General features: G+C 62.4%; 17 protein-coding genes. 13 read left to right on the forward strand and 4 right to left on the reverse strand.

The window, feature by feature from the left end; translation table 11 throughout:
• Positions 1 to 29 precede the first annotated feature (29 nt).
• From LQK83_RS13035 to kduD, 10 genes are all read left to right on the forward strand, one after another.
• A complete protein-coding gene (locus tag LQK83_RS13035; protein ID WP_230837834.1) occupies positions 30 to 1,262 on the forward strand; it encodes an ABC transporter permease in 1,233 nt (410 codons plus the stop codon).
• Positions 1,263 to 1,331: 69 nt separating this feature from the next.
• Entirely contained in the window at positions 1,332 to 2,267 is a 936-nt protein-coding gene (locus tag LQK83_RS13040) for an ABC transporter ATP-binding protein (protein WP_230837835.1), read from the forward strand.
• Complete coding sequence (locus tag LQK83_RS13045) at positions 2,264 to 3,013, forward strand: ABC transporter permease (protein ID WP_230837836.1); 750 nt, start codon at positions 2,264 to 2,266, stop codon at positions 3,011 to 3,013. The genes LQK83_RS13040 and LQK83_RS13045 overlap by 4 nt, the downstream gene beginning before the upstream one ends.
• Before the next feature lie 145 nt (positions 3,014 to 3,158).
• The gene (locus LQK83_RS13050; protein ID WP_230837837.1) at positions 3,159 to 4,253 is read left to right on the forward strand and encodes a LacI family DNA-binding transcriptional regulator; all 1,095 of its coding nucleotides are present in this window, start codon (positions 3,159 to 3,161) and stop codon (positions 4,251 to 4,253) included.
• A 104-nt stretch (positions 4,254 to 4,357) separates the two neighbouring features.
• Positions 4,358 to 5,623, forward strand: a complete 1,266-nt coding sequence (locus LQK83_RS13055; RefSeq protein ID WP_230837838.1) for an ABC transporter substrate-binding protein — start codon at positions 4,358 to 4,360, stop codon at positions 5,621 to 5,623.
• A gap of 149 nt (positions 5,624 to 5,772) precedes the next feature.
• The gene (locus LQK83_RS13060) at positions 5,773 to 6,678 is read left to right on the forward strand and encodes a carbohydrate ABC transporter permease (RefSeq protein WP_230837839.1); all 906 of its coding nucleotides are present in this window, start codon (positions 5,773 to 5,775) and stop codon (positions 6,676 to 6,678) included.
• The gene (locus tag LQK83_RS13065) at positions 6,678 to 7,496 is read left to right on the forward strand and encodes a carbohydrate ABC transporter permease (RefSeq protein ID WP_230837840.1); all 819 of its coding nucleotides are present in this window, start codon (positions 6,678 to 6,680) and stop codon (positions 7,494 to 7,496) included. The genes LQK83_RS13060 and LQK83_RS13065 overlap by 1 nt, the downstream gene beginning before the upstream one ends.
• Before the next feature lie 8 nt (positions 7,497 to 7,504).
• Positions 7,505 to 9,751, forward strand: a complete 2,247-nt coding sequence (locus tag LQK83_RS13070) for a glycoside hydrolase family 2 protein (protein ID WP_230837841.1) — start codon at positions 7,505 to 7,507, stop codon at positions 9,749 to 9,751.
• 10 nt (positions 9,752 to 9,761) lie between these two features.
• Positions 9,762 to 10,841: an ABC transporter ATP-binding protein gene (locus LQK83_RS13075; protein WP_230837842.1), complete on the forward strand. Its 1,080-nt coding sequence runs from the start codon at positions 9,762 to 9,764 to the stop codon at positions 10,839 to 10,841.
• Positions 10,842 to 11,137: 296 nt separating this feature from the next.
• Positions 11,138 to 11,920 (forward strand): 2-dehydro-3-deoxy-D-gluconate 5-dehydrogenase KduD, encoded by a 783-nt coding sequence (gene kduD, locus LQK83_RS13080; RefSeq protein ID WP_230837843.1) that lies wholly within the window; start codon positions 11,138 to 11,140, stop codon positions 11,918 to 11,920.
• Between the two features lie 2 nt (positions 11,921 to 11,922).
• Here kduD and LQK83_RS13085 read toward each other — a convergent pair whose 3' ends face one another.
• The 3 genes from LQK83_RS13085 to LQK83_RS13095 all read right to left on the reverse strand — a co-directional run bounded on the left by LQK83_RS13085 (position 11,923) and on the right by LQK83_RS13095 (position 16,506).
• Positions 11,923 to 13,551, reverse strand: a complete 1,629-nt coding sequence (locus LQK83_RS13085; protein ID WP_230837844.1) for an AMP-binding protein — start codon at positions 13,549 to 13,551, stop codon at positions 11,923 to 11,925.
• Positions 13,552 to 13,777: 226 nt separating this feature from the next.
• Positions 13,778 to 14,992 (reverse strand): MFS transporter, encoded by a 1,215-nt coding sequence (locus LQK83_RS13090; RefSeq protein ID WP_230837845.1) that lies wholly within the window; start codon positions 14,990 to 14,992, stop codon positions 13,778 to 13,780.
• Positions 14,993 to 15,024: 32 nt separating this feature from the next.
• A complete protein-coding gene (locus LQK83_RS13095; protein WP_230837846.1) occupies positions 15,025 to 16,506 on the reverse strand; it encodes a carboxylesterase/lipase family protein in 1,482 nt (493 codons plus the stop codon).
• A gap of 120 nt (positions 16,507 to 16,626) precedes the next feature.
• Here LQK83_RS13095 and LQK83_RS13100 point away from each other — a divergent pair, with 120 nt between their 5' ends.
• Both LQK83_RS13100 and LQK83_RS13105 read left to right on the forward strand, forming a co-directional pair.
• On the forward strand, positions 16,627 to 16,992 hold the full coding sequence (locus LQK83_RS13100) for a LysR family transcriptional regulator (protein WP_230837847.1): 366 nt from the start codon (positions 16,627 to 16,629) through the stop codon (positions 16,990 to 16,992).
• Between the two features lie 29 nt (positions 16,993 to 17,021).
• Positions 17,022 to 17,129, forward strand: coding sequence for a hypothetical protein (locus tag LQK83_RS13105; RefSeq protein WP_442966752.1), 108 nt, complete (start codon positions 17,022 to 17,024; stop codon positions 17,127 to 17,129).
• Here LQK83_RS13105 and LQK83_RS13110 read toward each other — a convergent pair.
• The gene (locus tag LQK83_RS13110; protein ID WP_230837848.1) at positions 17,118 to 18,203 is read right to left on the reverse strand and encodes an AraC family transcriptional regulator; all 1,086 of its coding nucleotides are present in this window, start codon (positions 18,201 to 18,203) and stop codon (positions 17,118 to 17,120) included. The genes LQK83_RS13105 and LQK83_RS13110 overlap by 12 nt on opposite strands.
• Before the next feature lie 87 nt (positions 18,204 to 18,290).
• Between LQK83_RS13110 and LQK83_RS13115 the strand changes: the two genes are divergently transcribed.
• Positions 18,291 to 19,712, forward strand: a complete 1,422-nt coding sequence (locus LQK83_RS13115; protein ID WP_269065561.1) for a coniferyl aldehyde dehydrogenase — start codon at positions 18,291 to 18,293, stop codon at positions 19,710 to 19,712.
• Positions 19,713 to 19,756 lie beyond the last annotated feature (44 nt).

Genomic DNA, 19,756 nt, shown 5'->3' on the forward strand with positions numbered 1-19,756 from the left:
TGACCATCGGAACAGATGGGGCGGTTTGAATGTCGGCAGGTTTCGATTTGCAGGCGACCACGAGGCGCGGTGCCGGGCTGGACAGGCTCGGCGTTCTGCTTGCCGCGATTGTCGCGGCGGGTCTCGCGCTGCAGCCTTTCTGCCTTTTCCGCGCCAACCGCATCGTGGCGGCAAAGCCCGTCGGGCTTCTGTCGGCGTTGCCGCCGCTGGAATCACAGATCGTGCTGGGATTGATCGTCGTGGCAAGCGTCCTTCTCTTGCTGCGCACGCCGTCGCCGCTCCGCCTCTCCGTTTCCGTCCTGACCCTGGTGCTTCTCGCGTTCGCCATCGGGCGGGCGGGAGTCTATCTGACCCCATCCAGCAACACTTACGCCCGTGTCGCGCCAGGCGGCGGCTTCTGGTTCGCCGCGTTCGCCTTCGCCATCGCGCTGGCCGATGCGGCCGTGCGGCTGAGGATGCCGCCCCTCGGGCGGCTTGCCCTGCTGGCGCTCATCGGCGGCGCGCTCTGGCTCTTTCTGTGGTCCGGCGCCTGCGATGCGCTCTCCATCCTGCGCGAATATGCCAACCGGGCCGATGTCTTCTGGCGGGAGGCGCGCGTCCATCTTTTCCTTGCGGCCGGTTCGCTCGCGGCGGCGGCTGTCGTCGGCATTCCGCTCGGCATCCTCTGTGTCAGGGTGCGGCCGCTTCGCGCCGCGCTCCTCAACAGTCTGAACATCCTGCAAACCATTCCCTCGATGGCACTGTTCGGCCTGCTCATTGCACCGCTGGCCTGGATCGGCGCGCATGTGCCCGGCGCATCTGCGATCGGCATCGCCGGAATCGGGATTGCGCCCGCCTTTGTCGCACTCTTTGCCTATTCGCTCCTGCCCATGGTCTCCAACACCGTGGCTGGCCTCGAAAGCGTGCCCGTCCAGGCGCGGGATGCTGCGCGCGGCATGGGCATGACGGCGCGTCAGCGCTTTATGGAGATAGAACTGCCCCTCGCCTTCCCCGTCATCCTCACCGGAATCCGCATCGTGCTGGTGCAGAACCTCGGCCTTGCCGTGCTGGCTGGACTGATCGGCGGCGGCGGTTTCGGCACATTCGTCTTTCAGGGCATCAGCCAGACGGCCACGGATCTCGTGCTGCTGGGCGCGCTGCCCACGGTCGCCCTCGCCTTTGCCGCCGCCATCGTGCTCGATGCGGCCGTGGAGATGACACGACCCATGACGAGCGCATCGGCGCGAAAATCGAAATCGCTTTTCGAAAGACACGATGAGTAGATTCAATAGCTTGGAGCGTCCCTTATGCGTCTTGAAGGACGCAGGGCGCTTCAATCGGAGAGCAGAGGCATGATTGAAATCAACGGGATCACCAAAGTCTATGAGGGTATTCGCGCCGTCGACGACGTCTCGCTGAAAATCGGGAGCGGCGAGATCGTCACCGTGGTCGGCACCTCCGGCTCCGGCAAGACGACCCTTCTCAGGATGATCAACCGTCTGGTGGAACCGACCAGCGGGACGATCCTGATCGACGGACGCGACAATCGCGATCTTCCCGGGCACGAGCTCCGCCGCGCCATCGGCTATGCCATTCAGGGCTATGGCCTGTTTCCCCACCGCACGGTGGCGCAAAACATTGCGACCGTGCCGAAGCTGCTCGGCTGGGACAAGAAGCGCATCGAGAGCCGCGTGGACGAGCTGCTGGCGCTGTTTCATCTGGAACCAAGCCAGTTTCGCGCCCGCATGCCGCATGAACTCTCCGGCGGACAGCAGCAGCGCATCGGCGTGGCCCGCGCGCTTGCCGCCGAACCGGCGGTTCTCTTGATGGATGAGCCCTTCGGTGCGCTCGATCCGATTATTCGCGGCAAGGCGCAGGAGGACCTCATCGAGATCCAGCGCCGTTTTGCCACGACGATCGTTCTCGTTACCCATGGCATGGACGAGGCCATCCGGCTGGGCCACCGCATCGCCGTCATGGACAAGGGCAAGCTGTTGCAATTCGCGGCCCCGGCGGAGCTGATTGCGCATCCGGCAACTGCGTTCGTGGCAGACCTTGCCGGCAGAGCTGACCGCGCCTTCCGCCTGTTGTCGCTCTCGCCGGTCGTCGACCTGCTGGAGCCGGGTGAGGCTTCGGGAGAGCCCATCGGCGCGCAGGCGTCGCTCAAGGATGCGCTTTCGGAAGCCCTGTGGTCGGGCCGCGCGGCGCTGCCGGTTCTTCGGGACGGGGCAATCGTCGGACGCGTGACACGCGAAAAGCTCATGGCGCGCGCGGGACAGCCGCAATGAAAGGCTCCGCCCTCATTCGCCTTCTTCTTCTGGTGCTGCTGGTGGCGTTTCTGCTCACGCCGCAATCGTTCCGGCCGGTCTTCCAGCCCTTTGCGGCGAATGGCGCGCCGGCGATTTACACCCAGTCGAGCCTTCTGGCGCTCACGCTCAGCCACCTTGCCATGGTTGGGGTCGCGACGCTTGCAGCGGCCATCGTCTCGATCGGCCTTGCCGTTCTCGTCACCCGGCCCGCGGGCCGCGAGTTCTTGCCGCTGTCCCGCTCGATCGCCAATATCGGTCAGACCTTTCCGCCTGTCGCGGTGCTGGCGCTTGCGGTGCCCGTTTTCGGCTTCGGCCCCATCCCGACCCTGATCGCGCTGTTTCTCTATGGCTTGCTGCCGATTTTCGAAAACACCCTGACCGGTTTGACGACCGTCCCACACTCTGTCCAGGAAGCCGCGCGCGGCGTCGGCATGACGGATACCCAAAGACTGATCAGTGTCGAGCTTCCGCTAGCCCTGCCAATTATCCTCGCCGGCATCCGGTTGACTGCGGTGATTTCGCTGGGCACCGCGACTATCGGCTCCACCGTGGCGGCCAAGACACTCGGCGAGGTCATCATTGCCGGGCTGATCTCGAACAACACGGCCTTTGTCCTGCAAGGCGGCCTGGTGGTCGCCCTCCTCGCGCTCTTCATTCACCAGGGCTTCACCAGCCTCGAAGCCAGGATCGGCCGGCAAGCGGGCGCAATGCAGCCGGCTCAATAAAACGCAGTCTGACGGCACGGCAGTAAAACTCCGTGACGAAACGGTTTCAAGGGGCAGACAATGCCGGGATTTTGCGCTATCAAGAAGAGATGGCGCAGTAAAATTTTACTAAATAGACCGCGCCGGAGCGATTGAGGCGGGAAACATGGTCACAATCAAGGAGATCGCAAAGGCCGCCGGAGTTTCAGCTGCCACGGTCTCGCGCGTCCTCAATTACGACCCGACGCTTTCCATCTCGCCCGCCAAGCGTCAGGCGGTCATAGAGACGGCAGAAGCGCTGAATTACGAGACGCCGCGCAATCGCAACCGGGTGGCGGCTGCCACCCCCTTCAGCACCTCGAATATTGCGCTGACCCGGCTGGTGCTGGTGCATTTCCTGCAATCCTCAGAGGAAATGGCCGATCCCTATTACATCGGCGTACGCCTCGGCATCGAGAACCGATGCCGCGACATGAAGACCGAGATCGTCAAGGTCTACCACAACGACCAGCTTCCCGATCCGGTCATCCTGCAAGGCGCTTCGGGCGTGATCGTGATCGGCAAGCATTCGCCGCGCGAAATCGACTGGCTGCAGGACAATTGCCGCAACCTCGTTTTTGCGGATTTCAACCCGAAGCGCGACGATCTCGACAGCGTCTACAGCGATCTCAACGAGACGACGCGCAAGCTGCTCGACAATCTCTCAAGCCTTGGCTACGGGCGCATCGCCTTCATCGGCAGCTACGAGAATATCGACGGACGTTCCGAGCCGCATGGGGAGACGCGCTGCCGCGCCTATATCGAATGGCACAAGGAAAAGGGCGTGTTCGAGCCGGATCGTCTGGTGCTCGGCAATATCTGCGACACGGGCCAGAACCTGCGCCTCGAAACCGGATATATGCTGGCAAAACAATTGCTTGAGCGCGGCGAGCGGCCGGATGTCGTGGTCACGGCCAACGATAACATGGCGATCGGCGCCTATCGGGCCTTCCAGGAGGCCGGTCTTTCCATCCCGCAGGATATCTCGGTCGCCTCCTTCAACGATATTCCCGTCTCGCAATTCCTTAATCCGCCGCTCTCCACCGTTCGCATCCGCAGCGAAAGCATTGGCGAAACGGCCGTTGACCTGCTGCTCGAGCGGCTGGCGGGACGTGATTATGCCAAGCGCGTGATCATTCCTACGACCATGATTTGGCGGCAGAGTTGCCTTTCTCCTGCCGAGGTGCCATCGAGTGCTCCAAGCCTCGCTGCAGCGCAATAAATATTTACTAAAAATTTTCTTGCGGAGCGGAATATTTTCCGCTTAACTCCCGGACGAGCGGAGGGAGACACCGCGCGACTTTTGCATCCACGGGAGGAAATCTGATGAACACGACTTTCAAGACGTCGCTTGCTGCGCTCGTCTTCAGCACGTCGAGCGTGCTGGCGATGGCCGCGGCCCAGGCCAAGGAAATCACCGTCTGGTGCTGGGATCCCAATTTCAACGTCGCCATCATGAAGGAAGCCGGCGCGATCTATTCCAAGACGCATCCGGACATCAAGATCAACGTCGTCGACTTCGCCAAGGCCGACGTTGAAGCCAAGCTGCAGACGACGCTCGCCTCCGGCGTGACGACCAGCCTGCCGGATATTGTTCTCATCGAAGACTACGGCGCACAGAAATATATCCAGTCCTTCCCCGGCGCCTTCGCGTCGATGAACGACGTTGTCGATTACTCCAAGTTCGCGCCCTACAAGGTCAAGCTCGCCACCGTTGATGGCAAGACCTATTCCATGCCCTTCGATTCCGGCGTGACCGGCCTCTACTACCGCAAGGACTACTTGGAACAGGCCGGCTACAAGCCGGAAGACATGCAGAACCTGACCTGGGACAAGTATATCGAGATCGGCAAGAAGGTCTCCGAAAAGACCGGCAAGAAGATGATGGGTCTCGACCCCAACGATGCCGGCCTGATCCGCATCATGATGCAGTCGGCTGGCGGCTGGTATTTCAACGACAAGGGTGAGCTCAACATCACCGGCAACGAAGCCCTCAAGGCAGCTCTCAAGACCGAAGGCAAGCTGATTGCCTCCGGCATCACCAAGCCGGCCTCCGGCTGGTCGAACTGGGTCAGCACTTTCACCTCAGGCGATGTCGCGACCGTCATCACCGGCGTGTGGATCACCGGCACGATCAAGGCGACGAAGGACCAGGAAAACAAGTGGGGCGTAGCTCCGATCCCGAAGCTTGATGTGAAGGGCGCAACGGATGCCTCCAACCTCGGCGGCTCGAGCTGGTACGTGCTGGCTTCTTCGCCGGAAAAGAAGGAAGCCATCGACTTCCTGAACTCGGTCTATGGCAAGGATGTTGACTTCTACCAGAAGATCCTCGTCAATCAGGGCGCTGTCGGCTCGCTCATGGAAGCCCGTAAGGGTGCAGCCTATGAAACCGCCGACAAGTTCTTCGGCGGCGAAAAGATCTGGCAGAAGTTTGCCGACTGGCTCTCGAAGGTGCCGTCCGTGAACTACGGCGTTTTCACCAACGAAGTCGACTCCGCCGTGGCAGCCCAGCTGCCGGCGCTCGGCAAGGGTGGCGATGTCGACGCGGCGCTGAAGGCGATCGAGGCGCAGGCCAAGTCTTCGATGCAGTAAATCCTCCCGCGTGGCGAAGGGCCGGCTAAACCCGGTCCGTCGCTGCTTGCACTGCATCCGATCGCGCCGTCCGCCTGCCCCCGGCGGGCGACGCATCCCTCCCCCATAGGGCGAGGTAATTTCATCAGACACGAACCGGAAGCCTTCAGATGGCAAGCGCAAACCGCAGCCTGAACCGCTATTTCGACATCAACGGCTGGTTCTTCGTCGCGCCCGCCGCGTTGCTGATCGGCGTCTTCATGGTCTATCCGATCCTGTACTCGCTCTGGATGTCGTTCCAGACCGGGAAGGGCATGATGACCCAGTTCGGCGGGCTCGCGAATATCAGGCGTCTCTTCGACGATCCGATGTTCATGCTGGCGCTCTACAACACGATGATCTTCTTCATCGTGCAGGTGCCCGTGATGCTGACGCTGGCGCTCTTCCTCGCCTCGCTGCTCGACAATCCGAACCTGAAATTCCGTGGGCTTATCCGCACCGCCATCTTCCTGCCCTGCGTGTCGTCGCTGGTCGGCTATGCGGTTCTGTTCAAGAGCATGTTCGTCCAGGATGGTCTGATCAATTCGACACTGCTCGCGCTCCACATCACCAGCCAGCCGATCCCGTGGATGACCGACCCCTTCTGGGCGCGCGTGCTGATCATCATCGCGATCACCTGGCGCTGGACCGGCTACAACATGATCTTCTTCCTGGCGGCCCTCCAGAACATCGACAAGTCGATCTATGAGGCCTCGCGCATTGACGGCGTGCCGTCCTGGGGCCGGTTCTTCTATCTGACCGTGCCGATGCTGAAGCCCGTGATCCTGTTCACCACCGTGACGTCGACGATCGGCACGCTGCAGCTCTTCGACGAGGTGCGCAACATCATGACGAGCGACGCCGGGAGTGCTGCCGGTCCGTCGAATTCGGCGCTGACGCTCTCGGTCTATATCTACAACCTGACCTTCAAGTTCGTGCCGAGCTTCGGCTACGCGGCCACGGTCTCCTATGTGATCGTGCTGGCCGTCGCACTGCTCGCCGTCATCCAGTTCTACGCATTGAGGGAGAAGGACTGATGGACCGGCTCACCCGTACACTTTCCAGCGTCTTCACCTATGCCTTCCTCGGCATCATGGCCTTTCTCTCGATCTTCCCCTTCATCTGGATGATCCTGGGCGCAACCAATAACTCGAACGACATCATCACCGGCAAGATCGGCATCGGCAGCGCGCTGATCGACAATATCCGCGCCTTTGCCGCCGCCGTCGATGTGCCGCTGGTCTTCTGGAACTCGATCAAGATCGCGCTGATCTCGACGGCGCTGACGCTCATCGTCGCCTCGCTCGCCGGCTACGGCTTCGAAGTTTTCCGCTCCAAGTATCGCGAGAGGGTCTATAACGGGATCCTGCTCACCCTCATGGTGCCCTTTGCGGCCCTGATGATCCCGCTCTTCATCATGATGGGCAAGCTCGGTCTCATCGACACGCATTGGGCGGTTATCCTGCCGACGATTGGCTCCGCCTTCGTCATCTTCTATTTCCGCCAGTCCACAAAGGCCTTCCCGTCCGAACTGCGCGATGCCGCCCGCGTCGATGGCCTGAAGGAATGGCAGATCTTCCTGCTGATCTATGTGCCGGTGATGCGCTCGACCTATGCGGCGGCCTTCATCATTGTCTTCATGGCGTCCTGGAACAACTATCTCTGGCCGCTCATCGTGCTGCAAAGCAACGAGATGAAGACGATCACGCTCGTCGTCTCGTCGCTCGCCTCGGCCTATTACCCGGATTTTGGCGCCGTCATGGTCAGCGCCATTCTCGCCACGCTTCCCACCCTTCTCGTCTTCTTCGTCATGCAGCGGCAGTTCGTGCAGGGCATGACAGGCTCGATCAAATAGGACTTCCCATGCGCAATACCTCGCTTTTCAACGACAACTGGATCTTTGCTGCCGGCTTCGACAAGGCAGCCGCCGGTTCCCCGCTCAAGGGTGAAACCGTGCGCCTGCCGCATAATGCGCTGGATCTGCCGCTGAACTACTTCGACGAAAAGGGCTATCAAAAGCCCTTCACCTACCAGAAGGTCATCGCCTGGTCGCCGGAGTTCGAAGGCAAGGACGTTTCGGTCGTCTTCGACGGCGCCATGGCCGATGCCGTCGTCTATGTGAATGGCACGGAAGTCGTTGCCCACAAGGACGGCTACACGCCCTTCGAGGCGCGCCTGACGGGTCATCTCAAGCCGGGCGATAACCTGATCACCGTGAAGATCGACGGGTCCGAAAACCCGGAAATCCCGCCTTTCGGCGGCCGGATCGACTATCTTACCTATGCCGGCATCTATCGCGATGCCTGGCTGAAGATTGCAAGCCCCGTCTCGATCGAGAACATCAAGATCGAAACGCCGGTGGCGCTCGCTGAGAACAAGTCGGTCACCGCCCGCGTCGACCTGCGCGCCGCTTCTAGCCTGGCGCTCGAAGGCACGCTCACGTTGTCGCTCAAGTCCTCCGACGGCAAGGTCATCGCCTCGACGGAAAAGACGGTCTCCGGCGCTTCCGAAATCGTCTCCTTCACCGACATGGCCGGCCTCTCGATCTGGGAGCCGGAAAACCCGGTTCTCTACACGATCGAGGCCGTTCTCGTCACCGCCAGCGGCACCGACAACCTCTCCTCGAACTTCGGCTTCCGCACCGCGCAGTTCACGCCGGAAGGCTTCTTCCTCAACGGCAAGCCGCTGAAGATCCGCGGCCTCAACCGTCACCAATCCTGGCCCTATACCGGCTATGCGATGGGCAAACGCGCGCAGGAGCGCGACGCCGAGATCCTGAAATACGATCTCAAGTGCAATCTCGTGCGCACCTCGCATTATCCGCAGTCGCCCTGGTTCCTCGACCATTGCGATCGCATCGGCCTTCTCGTGTTCGAGGAAATCCCCGGCTGGCAGCATATCGGCGGCAAGGACTGGCAGGCCGAGAGCGTGAAGAATGTCGAGCGGATGATCCGCCGCGACTGGAACCACCCCTCGATCATCATGTGGGGCGTGCGCATCAACGAGTCGCAGGACAATCACGACTTCTATGTCGAGACCAACAAGACCGCGCGCGCGCTCGATCCGACCCGCCAGACCGGCGGCGTGCGCTACATCACCGACAGCGAATTCCTCGAAGACGTCTTCACCATGAACGACTTCGTGCTGGGTTCGGAAGAAATGCCGGGCGCCAACCGCGGCCGCATTCCGCTGCGCGACCAGCAGGAATGCACGGGCCTGAAGCAGAAGGTACCCTATATCATCACCGAATTCGGCGGCCACATGTATCCGACGAAGCGGCATGACCAGGAACAGCGCCAGGCCGAACACGTCACCCGCCACCTGCAGGTGCTGAACGCCATGTATGGCGATCCGTCGATTTCGGGCGCCATCGGCTGGTGCATGTTCGACTACAACACGCACAAGGACTTCGGCTCCGGCGACCGCATCTGCCATCACGGCGTGATGGACATCTTCCGCGAACCGAAATTCGCCGCTTACGCCTACAAGAGCCAGTGCGAACCGTCCGACGAAGTCGTCATGCAGCCGGCCTCCTTCTGGGCGCGCGGCGAGCGCAATATCGGCGGCATCCTGCCGCTGATCGTGCTGACCAACTGCGACGAGATCGAAATCGCCTATGGCTCGGGCATCCGCAAGCGCGTCGGTCCGGATCGCGAACGCTTCCCGCATCTGCCGCATCCGCCGGTCGTCATCGACCACCGCCATTTCTCCAAGGACGAACTCGGCCTCTGGGGCATGGAATGGCAGCCGGGCGAACTGATCGGCTTCATCGGCGGCAAGGAAGTCGCCCGCATGAACATGGTGGCGGACCCGGTCCCGGCCAAGCTCGAAGTCGTCGCCGACGACCAGACGCTGCCGGCTGCCACCAAGGATCAGGTCCGCTTCATCGTCCGCGCGCTCGACCAGGCCGGCAATATCCTGCCCTTCCTGGATGAGCCGGTGCATGTCGAAGTCACGGGCAGCGCCAAGCTGCTCGGCCCGGAGACCATCATTCTCACGGGCGGAACGACCGGCTTTTGGATCGAATCGACCGGGACAACGGGTGCCGTGAGCGTGAAGGTTTCTTCGCCGCGCTTTGCGACGCAGACCCTGTCACTGACGGCCGTCTAAGGGGGGCACCATGGCGACGAGCGAACTGTCACTGAAATCCGTCCGCAAGACCTTCGGCGCGCTGGAGGTCATCAAGGGCGTCGATCTGGAGATCGAAAAGGGCGAGTTCACCGTCTTCGTCGGCCCGTCCGGCTGCGGCAAGTCCACGCTGCTGCGCATGATCGCCGGTCTGGAGGACATCTCCTCCGGCGATCTCATGATCAGCGGCGAGCGGATGAACGAGACGGACCCGTCGAAGCGCGGCATCGCCATGGTCTTCCAGTCCTACGCGCTCTATCCACATCTCACCGTGCGGCAGAACATGGGCTTTGCCCTGCGTTTCGCCGGGGTGCCCAAGGCGGAAATCGAGAAGCAGGTCATGGATGCCGCGCGCATTCTGGAACTCGAAAAGCTGCTCGACCGCAAGCCGAAGGCGCTGTCCGGCGGCCAGCGCCAGCGCGTGGCCATCGGCCGCGCCATCGTGCGCCACCCGAAAGTCTTCCTCTTCGACGAACCGCTGTCGAACCTCGACGCGGAGCTGCGTGTGCACATGCGCGTCGAGATTGCCAAGCTGCACAAGAAGCTCGGCGCAACCGTCGTCTATGTGACGCACGATCAGGTCGAGGCGATGACGCTCGCCGACAAGATCGTCGTGCTGCGCGATGGCCGCATCGAACAGGTCGGCTCGCCGCTCAAGCTCTATTCCGACCCAGATAACCGCTTCGTCGCCGGGTTCATCGGGTCGCCGAAGATGAACTTCCTTCCCGCCACGGCGGTCACGAACAACGGCCAGCCCGCGATCCGCCTCGACGCCTCCGGCATTGTCCTCCCCGCCGGTCATCTGGCGACGAAGCTTGCCGATGGCACCCGCCTCGTCGCGGGTCTCCGCCCGGAAATCTTCAAGGACGGCGGCGATTCAAGTCTGCTGCTCGACATTGAAATGGTCGAGCATCTGGGCTCGGAAACACTGGTCCATGCCCGCAGCGGCGAAACCCTCGTCACCGTCAAATACGGCGGTATCCGCCCGATGAAGGATGGCGAGACGGTGCGCGCGGAGTTTGATGCGGCGAGTGTGCTGTGCTTTGGGGCGGATGATCAGAGGATCCGGTAAGCGGCCTCAGCGGGGATAATTTCCGTTCTGCCGTGTGGCCCCCTCACCCCGCCTCCGCTTCCGCTCGGCGGACCTCTCCCCGGTGGGGCGAGGAGGTCCCGAGAGGCTGCGGCTTGCCCGCTTCTCCCCGCCGGGGAGAAGATGCCGGCAGGCAGATGAGGGGGCTCGCCGCAAATGCAAACGACTGTTCAAGCGTCCCATAACCCCAGCCGGACGCAAATTATTTTCAGACTTGCGCACCCAACCCCAAGCCTTCATGACTTCGCTCCAACGATAGCCACAAGCGGGAGGATACGATGACGGCGACATTCGATTGGGCAAAGGCATTCTCGCTCGAGGGCAAGCGGGCGCTGGTCACGGGTGGAGCGGCCGGCATCGGCCAGGCGATTGCTGTGGCGCTCGCTGCCTCCGGCGCAGACGTCGCCTTCACCACCCATTCGCGCCCCGGCGATGAAACCGCCGCAGCCATCGCTGCCCACGGCCGCAAGGCGAAGGACGTCCATGCCGATCTCGGCGCGCTCGACGCCGCCGGTGCTGAAGCGCTGATCGAGAAGCTTGAGGCCGACTTCGGCGGCATCGACATTCTTGTCAACAATGCCGGCATCATCCGCCGCGCCGATCTGCCCGTGCATAGCGAGGAAGACTGGCGCGCGGTGCTTTCCACCAATCTCGATTCCGTCTGGTTCCTGTCGCAGGCCGCCTCCCGCCGCATGCAGGACCGCAAACACGGGCGCATCATCAACATCGCCTCGCTGCTCTCCTTCCAGGGCGGCATCCGCGTTCCGGGCTACACGGCCTCGAAGCATGCCGTCGCCGGGCTGACGAAGGCACTCGCCAACGAGCTGGCCCCGCATGGCGTGACGGTCAATTCCATCGCGCCCGGATATATCGCCACCGACAACACGACCGCGCTGCGCGCCGATCCGGACCGCTCGCGCCAGATCCTCGAGCGCATCCCCGCCGGTCGCTGGGGCGAGGCCTCCGACATCGCCGGCACCGCCGTTTTCCTGGCGTCGCCGGCCGCCAATTACGTGACCGGCGCGATCCTCAATGTCGATGGCGGCTGGCTGGCACGCTGATTTCAGCCCGCGGGCTGCTTGAGCCGGAAGCGCTGGATCTTGCCGGATTCCGTTTTCGGCAATTCCTTCACGAACTCGATGGCGCGCGGATATTTATAGGGCGCGATCGTCGCCTTGACATGCAGCTGCAGGAGCTCCACGGTCGGCTCAGCCGGGATCGCCTGTTCGGCCAGAACGACATAGGCCTTGACGATCTGCCCGCGGGCTTCGTCGGCCACGCCGATCACCGCGCATTCCTTCACATAGGGATGAGCCAGCAGCGCCGCCTCGACTTCCGGCCCGGCTATGTTGTAGCCGGCCGAAACGATCATGTCGTCGTTGCGGGCTGCGAAGTGGAAATAGCCGTCCTCATCCTGAATGAAGGCATCGCCGGTGACGTTCCAGCCGTCGCTGACATAGTCCGTCTGGCGATAATCCGCGAGATAGCGGCAGCCGACAGGGCCACGCACGGCAAGCCGCCCGACAGTCCCGCGTGGAACCTCGTTCATGGCCTCGTCCACCACCTTCGCCTCATAGCCCGTCAGCGGCTTGCCGGTGCAGCCGGGCTTGTAGTCGGTGAGCCGGTTCGAGATGAAGATATGCAGCATCTCGGTTGCGCCGATGCCGTCCAGGATCGGCTTGCCGGTCCGCTTGACCCATTCGTCGAAAACCGGCGCGGGTAGCGTTTCGCCAGCCGAAACCGCAATGCGTAGCGAGGAGAGATCGACGCCCTCGTTCATCGCCGAGAGCATGGCCCGATAGGCGGTCGGTGCGGTGAAGCAGATCGTCGCCTTGTACTTGCGGATGATCTCGATGAGGTTCGGCGGCGTGGCGTTTTCAATCAGGGCCGCGCAGGCCCCGAAGCGCAGCGGGAAGATGGCGAGGCCGCCCAGCCCGAAGGTGAAGGCGAGCGGTGGCGAGCCGACGAAGATATCGTCGGGCTGAACATCGAGCACTTCGCGCGCATAGGCATCGGCAATGATGAGCAGATCGCGATGGAAATGCATCGTTGCCTTGGGGATGCCCGTCGAACCGGAGGTGAAGCCGAGCAGCGCGACATCGTCGCGGCCGGTCTTCACGGCCTTGAATTGCACCGGCTTCTCGAGCGCCGCACGGTCCAACTCGGCATCGTGATTGGCGGTGCCGTCAAAGCCGATGACCTTGGTGAGAAACGCGTTTTCCTTGGCGCAGGCGATCATGTCTTCCATGAGCCGCGTGTCGCATAGCGCCATCTCGATTTCCGCCTTGTCGACGATCTTGGCGAGTTCCGCAGCGCGCAGCATGGGCATGGTGTTGACGACAATGCCACCCGCCTTGGTCACGGCGAGCCAGCAGGCAACCATGGCCGGATTGTTGGCGGAGCGGATCAGCACCCGCATGCCCGGCTTCAGGCCGAAATCCTCAACCAGTGCATTGGCAAGCCGGTTGGTCCAGTCGGTGAGTTCCTTGTAGGTGCGGCGACGGCCGTTGCCGATCAGCGCCATGCGGTCGCCGAAGCCGCGCTCTACCATGCGGTCGGTCAGTTCTTCGGCCGCGTTGAGCCATTCCGGATAGTCGAAACCGGTCAGGTCGATGGCTGGCCAAAGCTCGGCCGGCGGCAGGTTGTCACGCGCAAATGTGTCGGCAAGGCCGGTGGGTCCCAGTGCTGTCATTGTTCCACTCTCCAATTTGTTTCTGGATTTATTGGTATTGATTTCTTGGCTCCGGTCCGCAGGCCGCGAGCATCGTCGTCTCTTCGGACGACCTGTCCTTTCATAAAACTGCGCCCATTTGGATATTATTTCAAGCTTGAAATATTACCCTGGATCGGTACCGGAATGGGATGCTCTTGGGCAGGAGCAGCGACCGCAAGGACCGTCGCTCCTGCCGATCTCAGGATCACACCGCGACGGCTGCCTGCCGTGCGTTCTTCACGAAAAGCAGCAGGAGCAGGATGGCAGCAGCTGCCGGAACGGCGGCCGCGAGCACGATCTGTTGCGGCGGCCAGCCGAAGGCGAGCACCGCACCGCCGATGCCGGGTCCGACAATGGAGCCAATGCGGCCCATGGCGGCGGCCCAACCGATGCCGGTGGTCCTCAGCGCCCCTGGATAGATGGTGACGGCAAGGGCGCTCTGGGCAACGCAGCAGGGGATGAACCCGACGCCCATAAGAATGACGAGCGGCATGATCGCCCCGACCGAAATCCCTGCAAGTCCGAAGACGGCAATCCCGGCAAGACCGATGACGGCCGCGACCAGCAGTGTTATCGCCGTCTGCACCCGCGCCGACAGGAAGATCAGCAACAGGTCGCCGACCAGCCCGCCCATCGAGAAGGCGGCAGCGATGGCCGGCGCCTTCTCGGGCGGAAGGCCCATCTGCAGCGCCAGCGTCGGCATCCACGAGATCAGCGCATAGGCAATGACGAAGACGAGGAAGGCAAAGAGCCAGAGGGTGACCGTGGCGCTCGCCATGCCGTTGCCGAAGAGAGCGGACACCGCATTGCCGTCCTGGACCGGACGTGCCTTTGCCGCACCGTCACGGATGGCGCTCGCAATCCACGGCAGGAGAAGAAGCGGCAGGATGCCGCCCGCAATGAAGACGCCCTTCCAGCCGAAATGCGCCATCAGAGGCCCGCCGGCAATGCCGGCCAGGACGCCGCCGGCGGAGATGCCGGTGGCGATGATCATGGCGGCCATGGCGCTTTTCGGACCGGGCATCAGATCGGCGGCTCTCGCGATGGCGATCGGCAATGCGCCGCCAAGACCCAGTGCCGTGACGAAGCGAAGGACGGTCAGGCTCGTCACGTCACCTGCCAGGACGGTGGCCAGCGAACCGAGCCCGAAGACCACGACGCTGGCCAGCGCCATGGCGCGCGCGCCGAAGCGCAAGGCCAGCGGCCCGCAGGCCATATAGCCGACGACCGCACCGACGCTGGTTGCCAGGAATGTCGGCACCATGGCGGCGGGCGCAATACCCCAATCCTTGGCAAGGATCGGCGCAACGAAGGTGATCGCGATCGTGTCGAAACCGTCGAGCGTCACGATCAGGAAGCACAGGAGCATCGTGGTGAACACGCTGCCCCCGCTGGTTGTTGGATTGTCATTCGTCTGCATGTCATTCCCCTCTCTGTTTTTTTTGAATGACGTCAGATGCTTGCGTAGGCTTGCACCCTCCGGTCGAAATGAAGTCTCGTGCCGTTTTCGCCATATTGCGGCCAGGCCGGCAGTCCCTCGCCCTCGGGCGAACCCGCGTGAACGAATGTCATCAATGCTGTCTGGAAAGTGCGCGAGAGATCCTGCAATTCAGCGAGATCGGCACCTGCAATCGAGGCCGCGCCGGCACCGATCCAGGTTTCGACATTGCCGAACAGGAAAGGCAGATCGAGGCAGTGGCAAGCTCCCAGACCCGGACGCAAGGACTGCCAGTCGAACTGGTACATGTAGGATTTCGCACCATGACGGCCTTGCGCAGCGGCGAACTCGGCGCTCAGGTGATTGAAAGCTTCGTCACCGCGAAGGTCGGCGAGAATTGCGCCGGGATGGGCCGGCGCGCGGCGGCTCTTCGCCACGGCCAGCGCATGTTCGGCACCGTCGCCGAACACCCGCACGAATTCGGCCTTCAGCTGCTCGTCCGTGAAGTTGGCGAACAACGGATTGCCCAGCGCGAAGGAACCGTATTCCTCGCGGGTGATCCCGATGATGGTATCGCACCAGGAACCTTCACCGTCGATGATCGCGTCGATCGGGTCGCGCTTGATGAGATCGCCGTCGATCACCGGCATGAATGGCGGAGCGACATCGCCCGGAACAGGCGAAGCTTGCGGCTTCTGCTGCAGGAGACGCAACGCCTCCATGAAACGGTCCGCTGCGATTGTCCGCATAGGCTCCAGATTGGCGGGGTCATAGCCCAGAACTTCGAGCATGCCGCGCGCGACCGGCGGAGCATCCTCGGCCTTGCGAAGCCGCAGACCCAGCGGCGCACTCATGAGGATCGCGCGCTTGAATAGCCCCTTGCAGGCCGGATTCGCCAGCATGACGGCGATGCTGAAACCGCCGGCGGACTGACCCGAAATGGTGATCTCGTCCGGATTGCCCCCGAAAGCACCGATCGCCTGACCGATCCATTTGAGCGCGGCGATCTGGTCGTGAATCCCGAGATTGGTTGGCGCAAAGCCAGGTTGTGACAGAAAGCCGAGCGGTCCGAGGCGATAGTTGATATTGACGACCACACAGCCGCTATTCTTCGCCAGGAGCGCGCCGTCGTAGCAGGGCAACGAGCCGCCGCCCGTCATGAAGGCACCGCCATGGACGAAGACGAGAACCGGCACCGAGGCGTCCGGTGCCACCGGCGACCAGATCTCGAGATGCAGACAATCCTCATCGAGCGTCATGGGATAGACGCCCATCACCGCATCGAGACGCGAGGGCAGTTGCGGAGCAACGAACCCGGTTTGGGAGGCTTCCAGCGGGCCGCTCCAATGAAGCGGCTCGCCCGGAAGCTGATACCGGCGTTCGCCTGAGATGGGCCGGGCATAGGGAACCCGGTGGAATGCGGCAACACCATCGCGCTTGACGCCCTTGAGAGCACCAAAGGGGGTTTCGAGAATGATTTCGTTTGTCATCAGCATGAGCGTGATCCATCCGTTTCAGCGTTGAGGAAAATAATAGCTGCATTTTCCCGCAATGGCGTTCTATATTCGGGACGCTATCGTCCATATTTAGAGACGAATACGAACGGCCTTGACGACATGTATCTGTTTCGAAAGGTTTTGGAATCCGGCGGACTTGCGGCCGCCGCGAGACTTTTGGGGGGCACCAAGTCGAATCTCGCCCGCCGGGTCGCCGAGCTGGCAACACGGCTTGGACTGCCGCCCTATCACCGTGACAGCCGGAACTTCGGGATCACTAATTTCGGATCGGAATACGACCAGCGCTGCGTGCGGCTGGCGAATGAGGCCGACAAGGTGGTGCGTAAGGCCGACATGCGCGGAGGCTTCTACGTCATCGCCGGCGAACGCACTCGCCTTGCCCTCGAGTATCGGGGCGAGTTGGGCGAGATCGCCTTCGATTTTCCTGTCGATGTGAAAGTGCGTGATGGTGCGTACGCGGCGTAACGGGGCTTCGCGTCGCCGATGCCTCGAGCATGCCAAGCCTCGTCAGCGGCAATACGCAGGCTGCGACCGCCGTGATTGGCGAAAAAGCGCCAGGCCTGTCCTGGGCGTCAATGCGCGAGCGGCTGCTAATGGCCTGATGCCGTTTCACGCGCGCGCCTTCGATAGGTGCTCGGCGCAAGGCCGGTCCACCGCTTGAAGGCCTGCGAGAAGCTGGAGAGATCGCTGAAGCCGAGTTGTTCGGCGATCTCGCCAACGGTGAGCGTTTCGTCGGCAAGCAGCGTCTCCGCCCGGAGGCGCCGGCCCTCGGCTGAGAGCGCTCGAAAGGTCGTGCCCTCGGCCTGAAGCCGGCGTTTCAGCGTACGCTCGCTCAGATTGGCGAGCCGGGCGAAGTCGGTCAGGCTGCCGGGCGGCCTTTCGGCATAGGCGCTGCGATAGCGAAAGGACACGGCACCCGTCTTCAGGCCGCGTTTCTGCTGTTCCAGGCGCTGGCGGCACATGGATTCCGTCAGTGCCGCAGTCACGGGGTTAGCCTGAGGCAGAGGGCGATCGAGATAGGTTTTGCCGATGACAATGCAATTGCGCGCGGCACCCGTATTGATCGGAGTACCGAAAACGGGAGGCAAGGCCGCAAAACCGTTCAGATCGCGAGGCGCAGCTCTCATGTCGAAGCCGAGCAGCTCAGGTTCATCACCCAGGTTCTCGCGCATCAGAAGTGTGGCGGCCACCATGTCGCGGGCCACGACAAAATCCCGCACATCGACGGGCAAGTCGGGTTCATCGAAGGAAAGGACGCCATGATCGGCATATTCCTGGAACGAAATCGCGGTGAAAGCATGGGTCAGCGGCAGGAAACGCATGGCAAATTCGAGCGCGTCGCGCCCGGTCGCCCGGCTCAGAAGCGCCAGCCCCCATATTCCATAGGTGGCGAAATGGAATTCAAGGCCCGCATCAATGCCCAGTCGGACCGGATCGCCCAGCGCCTTCACGAGATTCGTCAGAACGCGCAATTCCTGCGCAGCGGCAATCTCGATGTCGGGCGAGCGCAGCGCAGCTTGCGTGATCCGGCTACCGGTCAGAAGGTCGGCCGTCGACAGGCCGCGCCGGTTGCCGAATTCGACCAGCACGAGAACGCCTGCAGGGCTGCGGGGATAGTTCCAGAATTCCATATCGGCATGAACTCGGTAAATTACTTGGCCCGAATGATAAAGCATGTGGCCCTGCCTGTCATGGGGCGTAAGCCACGCCCGACGCATGATGCGCCGACGGAGGACTATGGGTCACGAAACACCACGACCGTAATGCTCAGGAGGAAAGACATGACCGATCTGAAGACCCGTTTCGACGCCCAGAAGGCGGCGTTCGAGGCTGAGCCCTGGCCGAGCCTCGAACGCCGCCAATCCCGTCTCGACAGGCTTATGGCGCTGACGCGAGATCATGAGCCGGAGATTGTCGCAGCCATCAATGCCGATTTTGCCGGCCGCTCTTCGCATGAAACGCGGCTCGCCGAACTCTTCGTCATCGCCGGCGGCATCGCCCATGCCAAGTCGCATCTGAAGCGCTGGATGCGCACCCAACGCGTGCCGACTGCGCTTCATTTCCTGCCCGCCCACAACCGGCTGATGCCGCAGCCACTTGGCGTCGTCGGGATCCTCTCGCCCTGGAACTATCCGTATCAGCTCGCCATCGGCCCCGCCGTCGCAGCCCTTGCTGCCGGTAACCGGGCGATGATCAAGCCGTCGGAACTGACACCGAACTTCTCGGATCTGCTGGCCCGGCTGGTTGCCAAGCTCTTCGATCCGGCGGAGCTTTGCGTCGTGACCGGCGATGCCGATGTCGGCAAAGCCTTTTCTGCCACGCCCTTCGACCATCTCTTCTTCACCGGCTCTACTGCGGTCGGCCGGCAGGTGGCAATGGCGGCAGCGGCCAATCTGACACCGGTCACGCTGGAACTCGGCGGCAAGTCGCCAGCCATCATCGATCCGTCTGCGGATATTGCCCGGATCGCCCGCCGCCTCGCCTTCGGAAAGTTGCTGAATGCCGGCCAGACCTGCATCGCACCGGATTACCTGATGGTGCCGCAGGGACAGAGCACAGCCGTGGCCGAGCAGTTGTCGCGCGCCGTCAAGGCACTTTATCCGACCATCGAGAGCAATCCCGATTACACGTCGATCATCTCGGAGCGTCACCGCGACCGTCTTGCCGCCCTGGTCGAGGATGCGCGGACGCAAGGCGCCCGCGTCATCGAAATCGCGCCCGTGGCTGCGAACCGCGCGGGCTCGCGGAAATTGTCGCCGACGCTGCTTCTCGACGTAAAGCCCTCGATGCGCATCATGCAGGAAGAAATCTTCGGGCCACTTCTTCCGATCGTCGAATATGACGGCGTGGATGCGGCGATTGCCCGCATCAAGGCGGGCGAGCGCCCGCTGGCGCTCTACTTGTTTGGCAGCAACAGCGACAATCGAGAGCGCATCCTGCGCGAAACCCATGCCGGAGGCGTAACTGTCAATGATTGCCTCTGGCATCTGGCTCAGGAGGACCAGCCATTTGGCGGCGTTGGCGCCAGCGGAACCGGGGCCTATCACGGCGAATGGGGCTTCCGCACCTTCAGCCATTACAAGCCGGTGTTCAGCCAGACCGGATTGGCCGGTACGGCACTCTTCCAGCCGCCCTATGGCAAGGTGTTCGAGCTGCTGCTGGCCACACTGCGTCGGATCACCTGAGAGACCGCCCTGCCTTTCCGACACATCTGACCGAAAATTTCAAA

The sequence above is a fragment of the Rhizobium sp. C1 genome, from assembly GCF_021026335.1.
Lineage (GTDB): Bacteria > Pseudomonadota > Alphaproteobacteria > Rhizobiales > Rhizobiaceae > Ensifer_A.

Excerpts from the sequence above, each read along its gene's own strand:
- LQK83_RS13035 (WP_230837834.1), top strand. The coding sequence starts at position 30 with ATGTCGGCAGGTTTCGATTTGCAGGCGACCACGAGGCGCGGTGCCGGG.
- LQK83_RS13040 (WP_230837835.1), top strand. The coding sequence starts at position 1,332 with ATGATTGAAATCAACGGGATCACCAAAGTCTATGAGGGTATTCGCGCC.
- LQK83_RS13045 (WP_230837836.1), top strand. The coding sequence starts at position 2,264 with ATGAAAGGCTCCGCCCTCATTCGCCTTCTTCTTCTGGTGCTGCTGGTG.
- LQK83_RS13050 (WP_230837837.1), top strand. The coding sequence starts at position 3,159 with ATGGTCACAATCAAGGAGATCGCAAAGGCCGCCGGAGTTTCAGCTGCC.
- LQK83_RS13055 (WP_230837838.1), top strand. The coding sequence starts at position 4,358 with ATGAACACGACTTTCAAGACGTCGCTTGCTGCGCTCGTCTTCAGCACG.
- LQK83_RS13060 (WP_230837839.1), top strand. The coding sequence starts at position 5,773 with ATGGCAAGCGCAAACCGCAGCCTGAACCGCTATTTCGACATCAACGGC.
- LQK83_RS13065 (WP_230837840.1), top strand. The coding sequence starts at position 6,678 with ATGGACCGGCTCACCCGTACACTTTCCAGCGTCTTCACCTATGCCTTC.
- LQK83_RS13070 (WP_230837841.1), top strand. The coding sequence starts at position 7,505 with ATGCGCAATACCTCGCTTTTCAACGACAACTGGATCTTTGCTGCCGGC.
- LQK83_RS13075 (WP_230837842.1), top strand. The coding sequence starts at position 9,762 with ATGGCGACGAGCGAACTGTCACTGAAATCCGTCCGCAAGACCTTCGGC.
- kduD (WP_230837843.1), top strand. The coding sequence starts at position 11,138 with ATGACGGCGACATTCGATTGGGCAAAGGCATTCTCGCTCGAGGGCAAG.
- LQK83_RS13085 (WP_230837844.1), bottom strand. The coding sequence starts at position 13,551 with ATGACAGCACTGGGACCCACCGGCCTTGCCGACACATTTGCGCGTGAC.
- LQK83_RS13090 (WP_230837845.1), bottom strand. The coding sequence starts at position 14,992 with ATGCAGACGAATGACAATCCAACAACCAGCGGGGGCAGCGTGTTCACC.
- LQK83_RS13095 (WP_230837846.1), bottom strand. The coding sequence starts at position 16,506 with ATGCTGATGACAAACGAAATCATTCTCGAAACCCCCTTTGGTGCTCTC.
- LQK83_RS13100 (WP_230837847.1), top strand. The coding sequence starts at position 16,627 with ATGTATCTGTTTCGAAAGGTTTTGGAATCCGGCGGACTTGCGGCCGCC.
- LQK83_RS13105 (WP_442966752.1), top strand. The coding sequence starts at position 17,022 with ATGCCAAGCCTCGTCAGCGGCAATACGCAGGCTGCGACCGCCGTGATT.
- LQK83_RS13110 (WP_230837848.1), bottom strand. The coding sequence starts at position 18,203 with ATGCTTTATCATTCGGGCCAAGTAATTTACCGAGTTCATGCCGATATG.
- LQK83_RS13115 (WP_269065561.1), top strand. The coding sequence starts at position 18,291 with ATGCTCAGGAGGAAAGACATGACCGATCTGAAGACCCGTTTCGACGCC.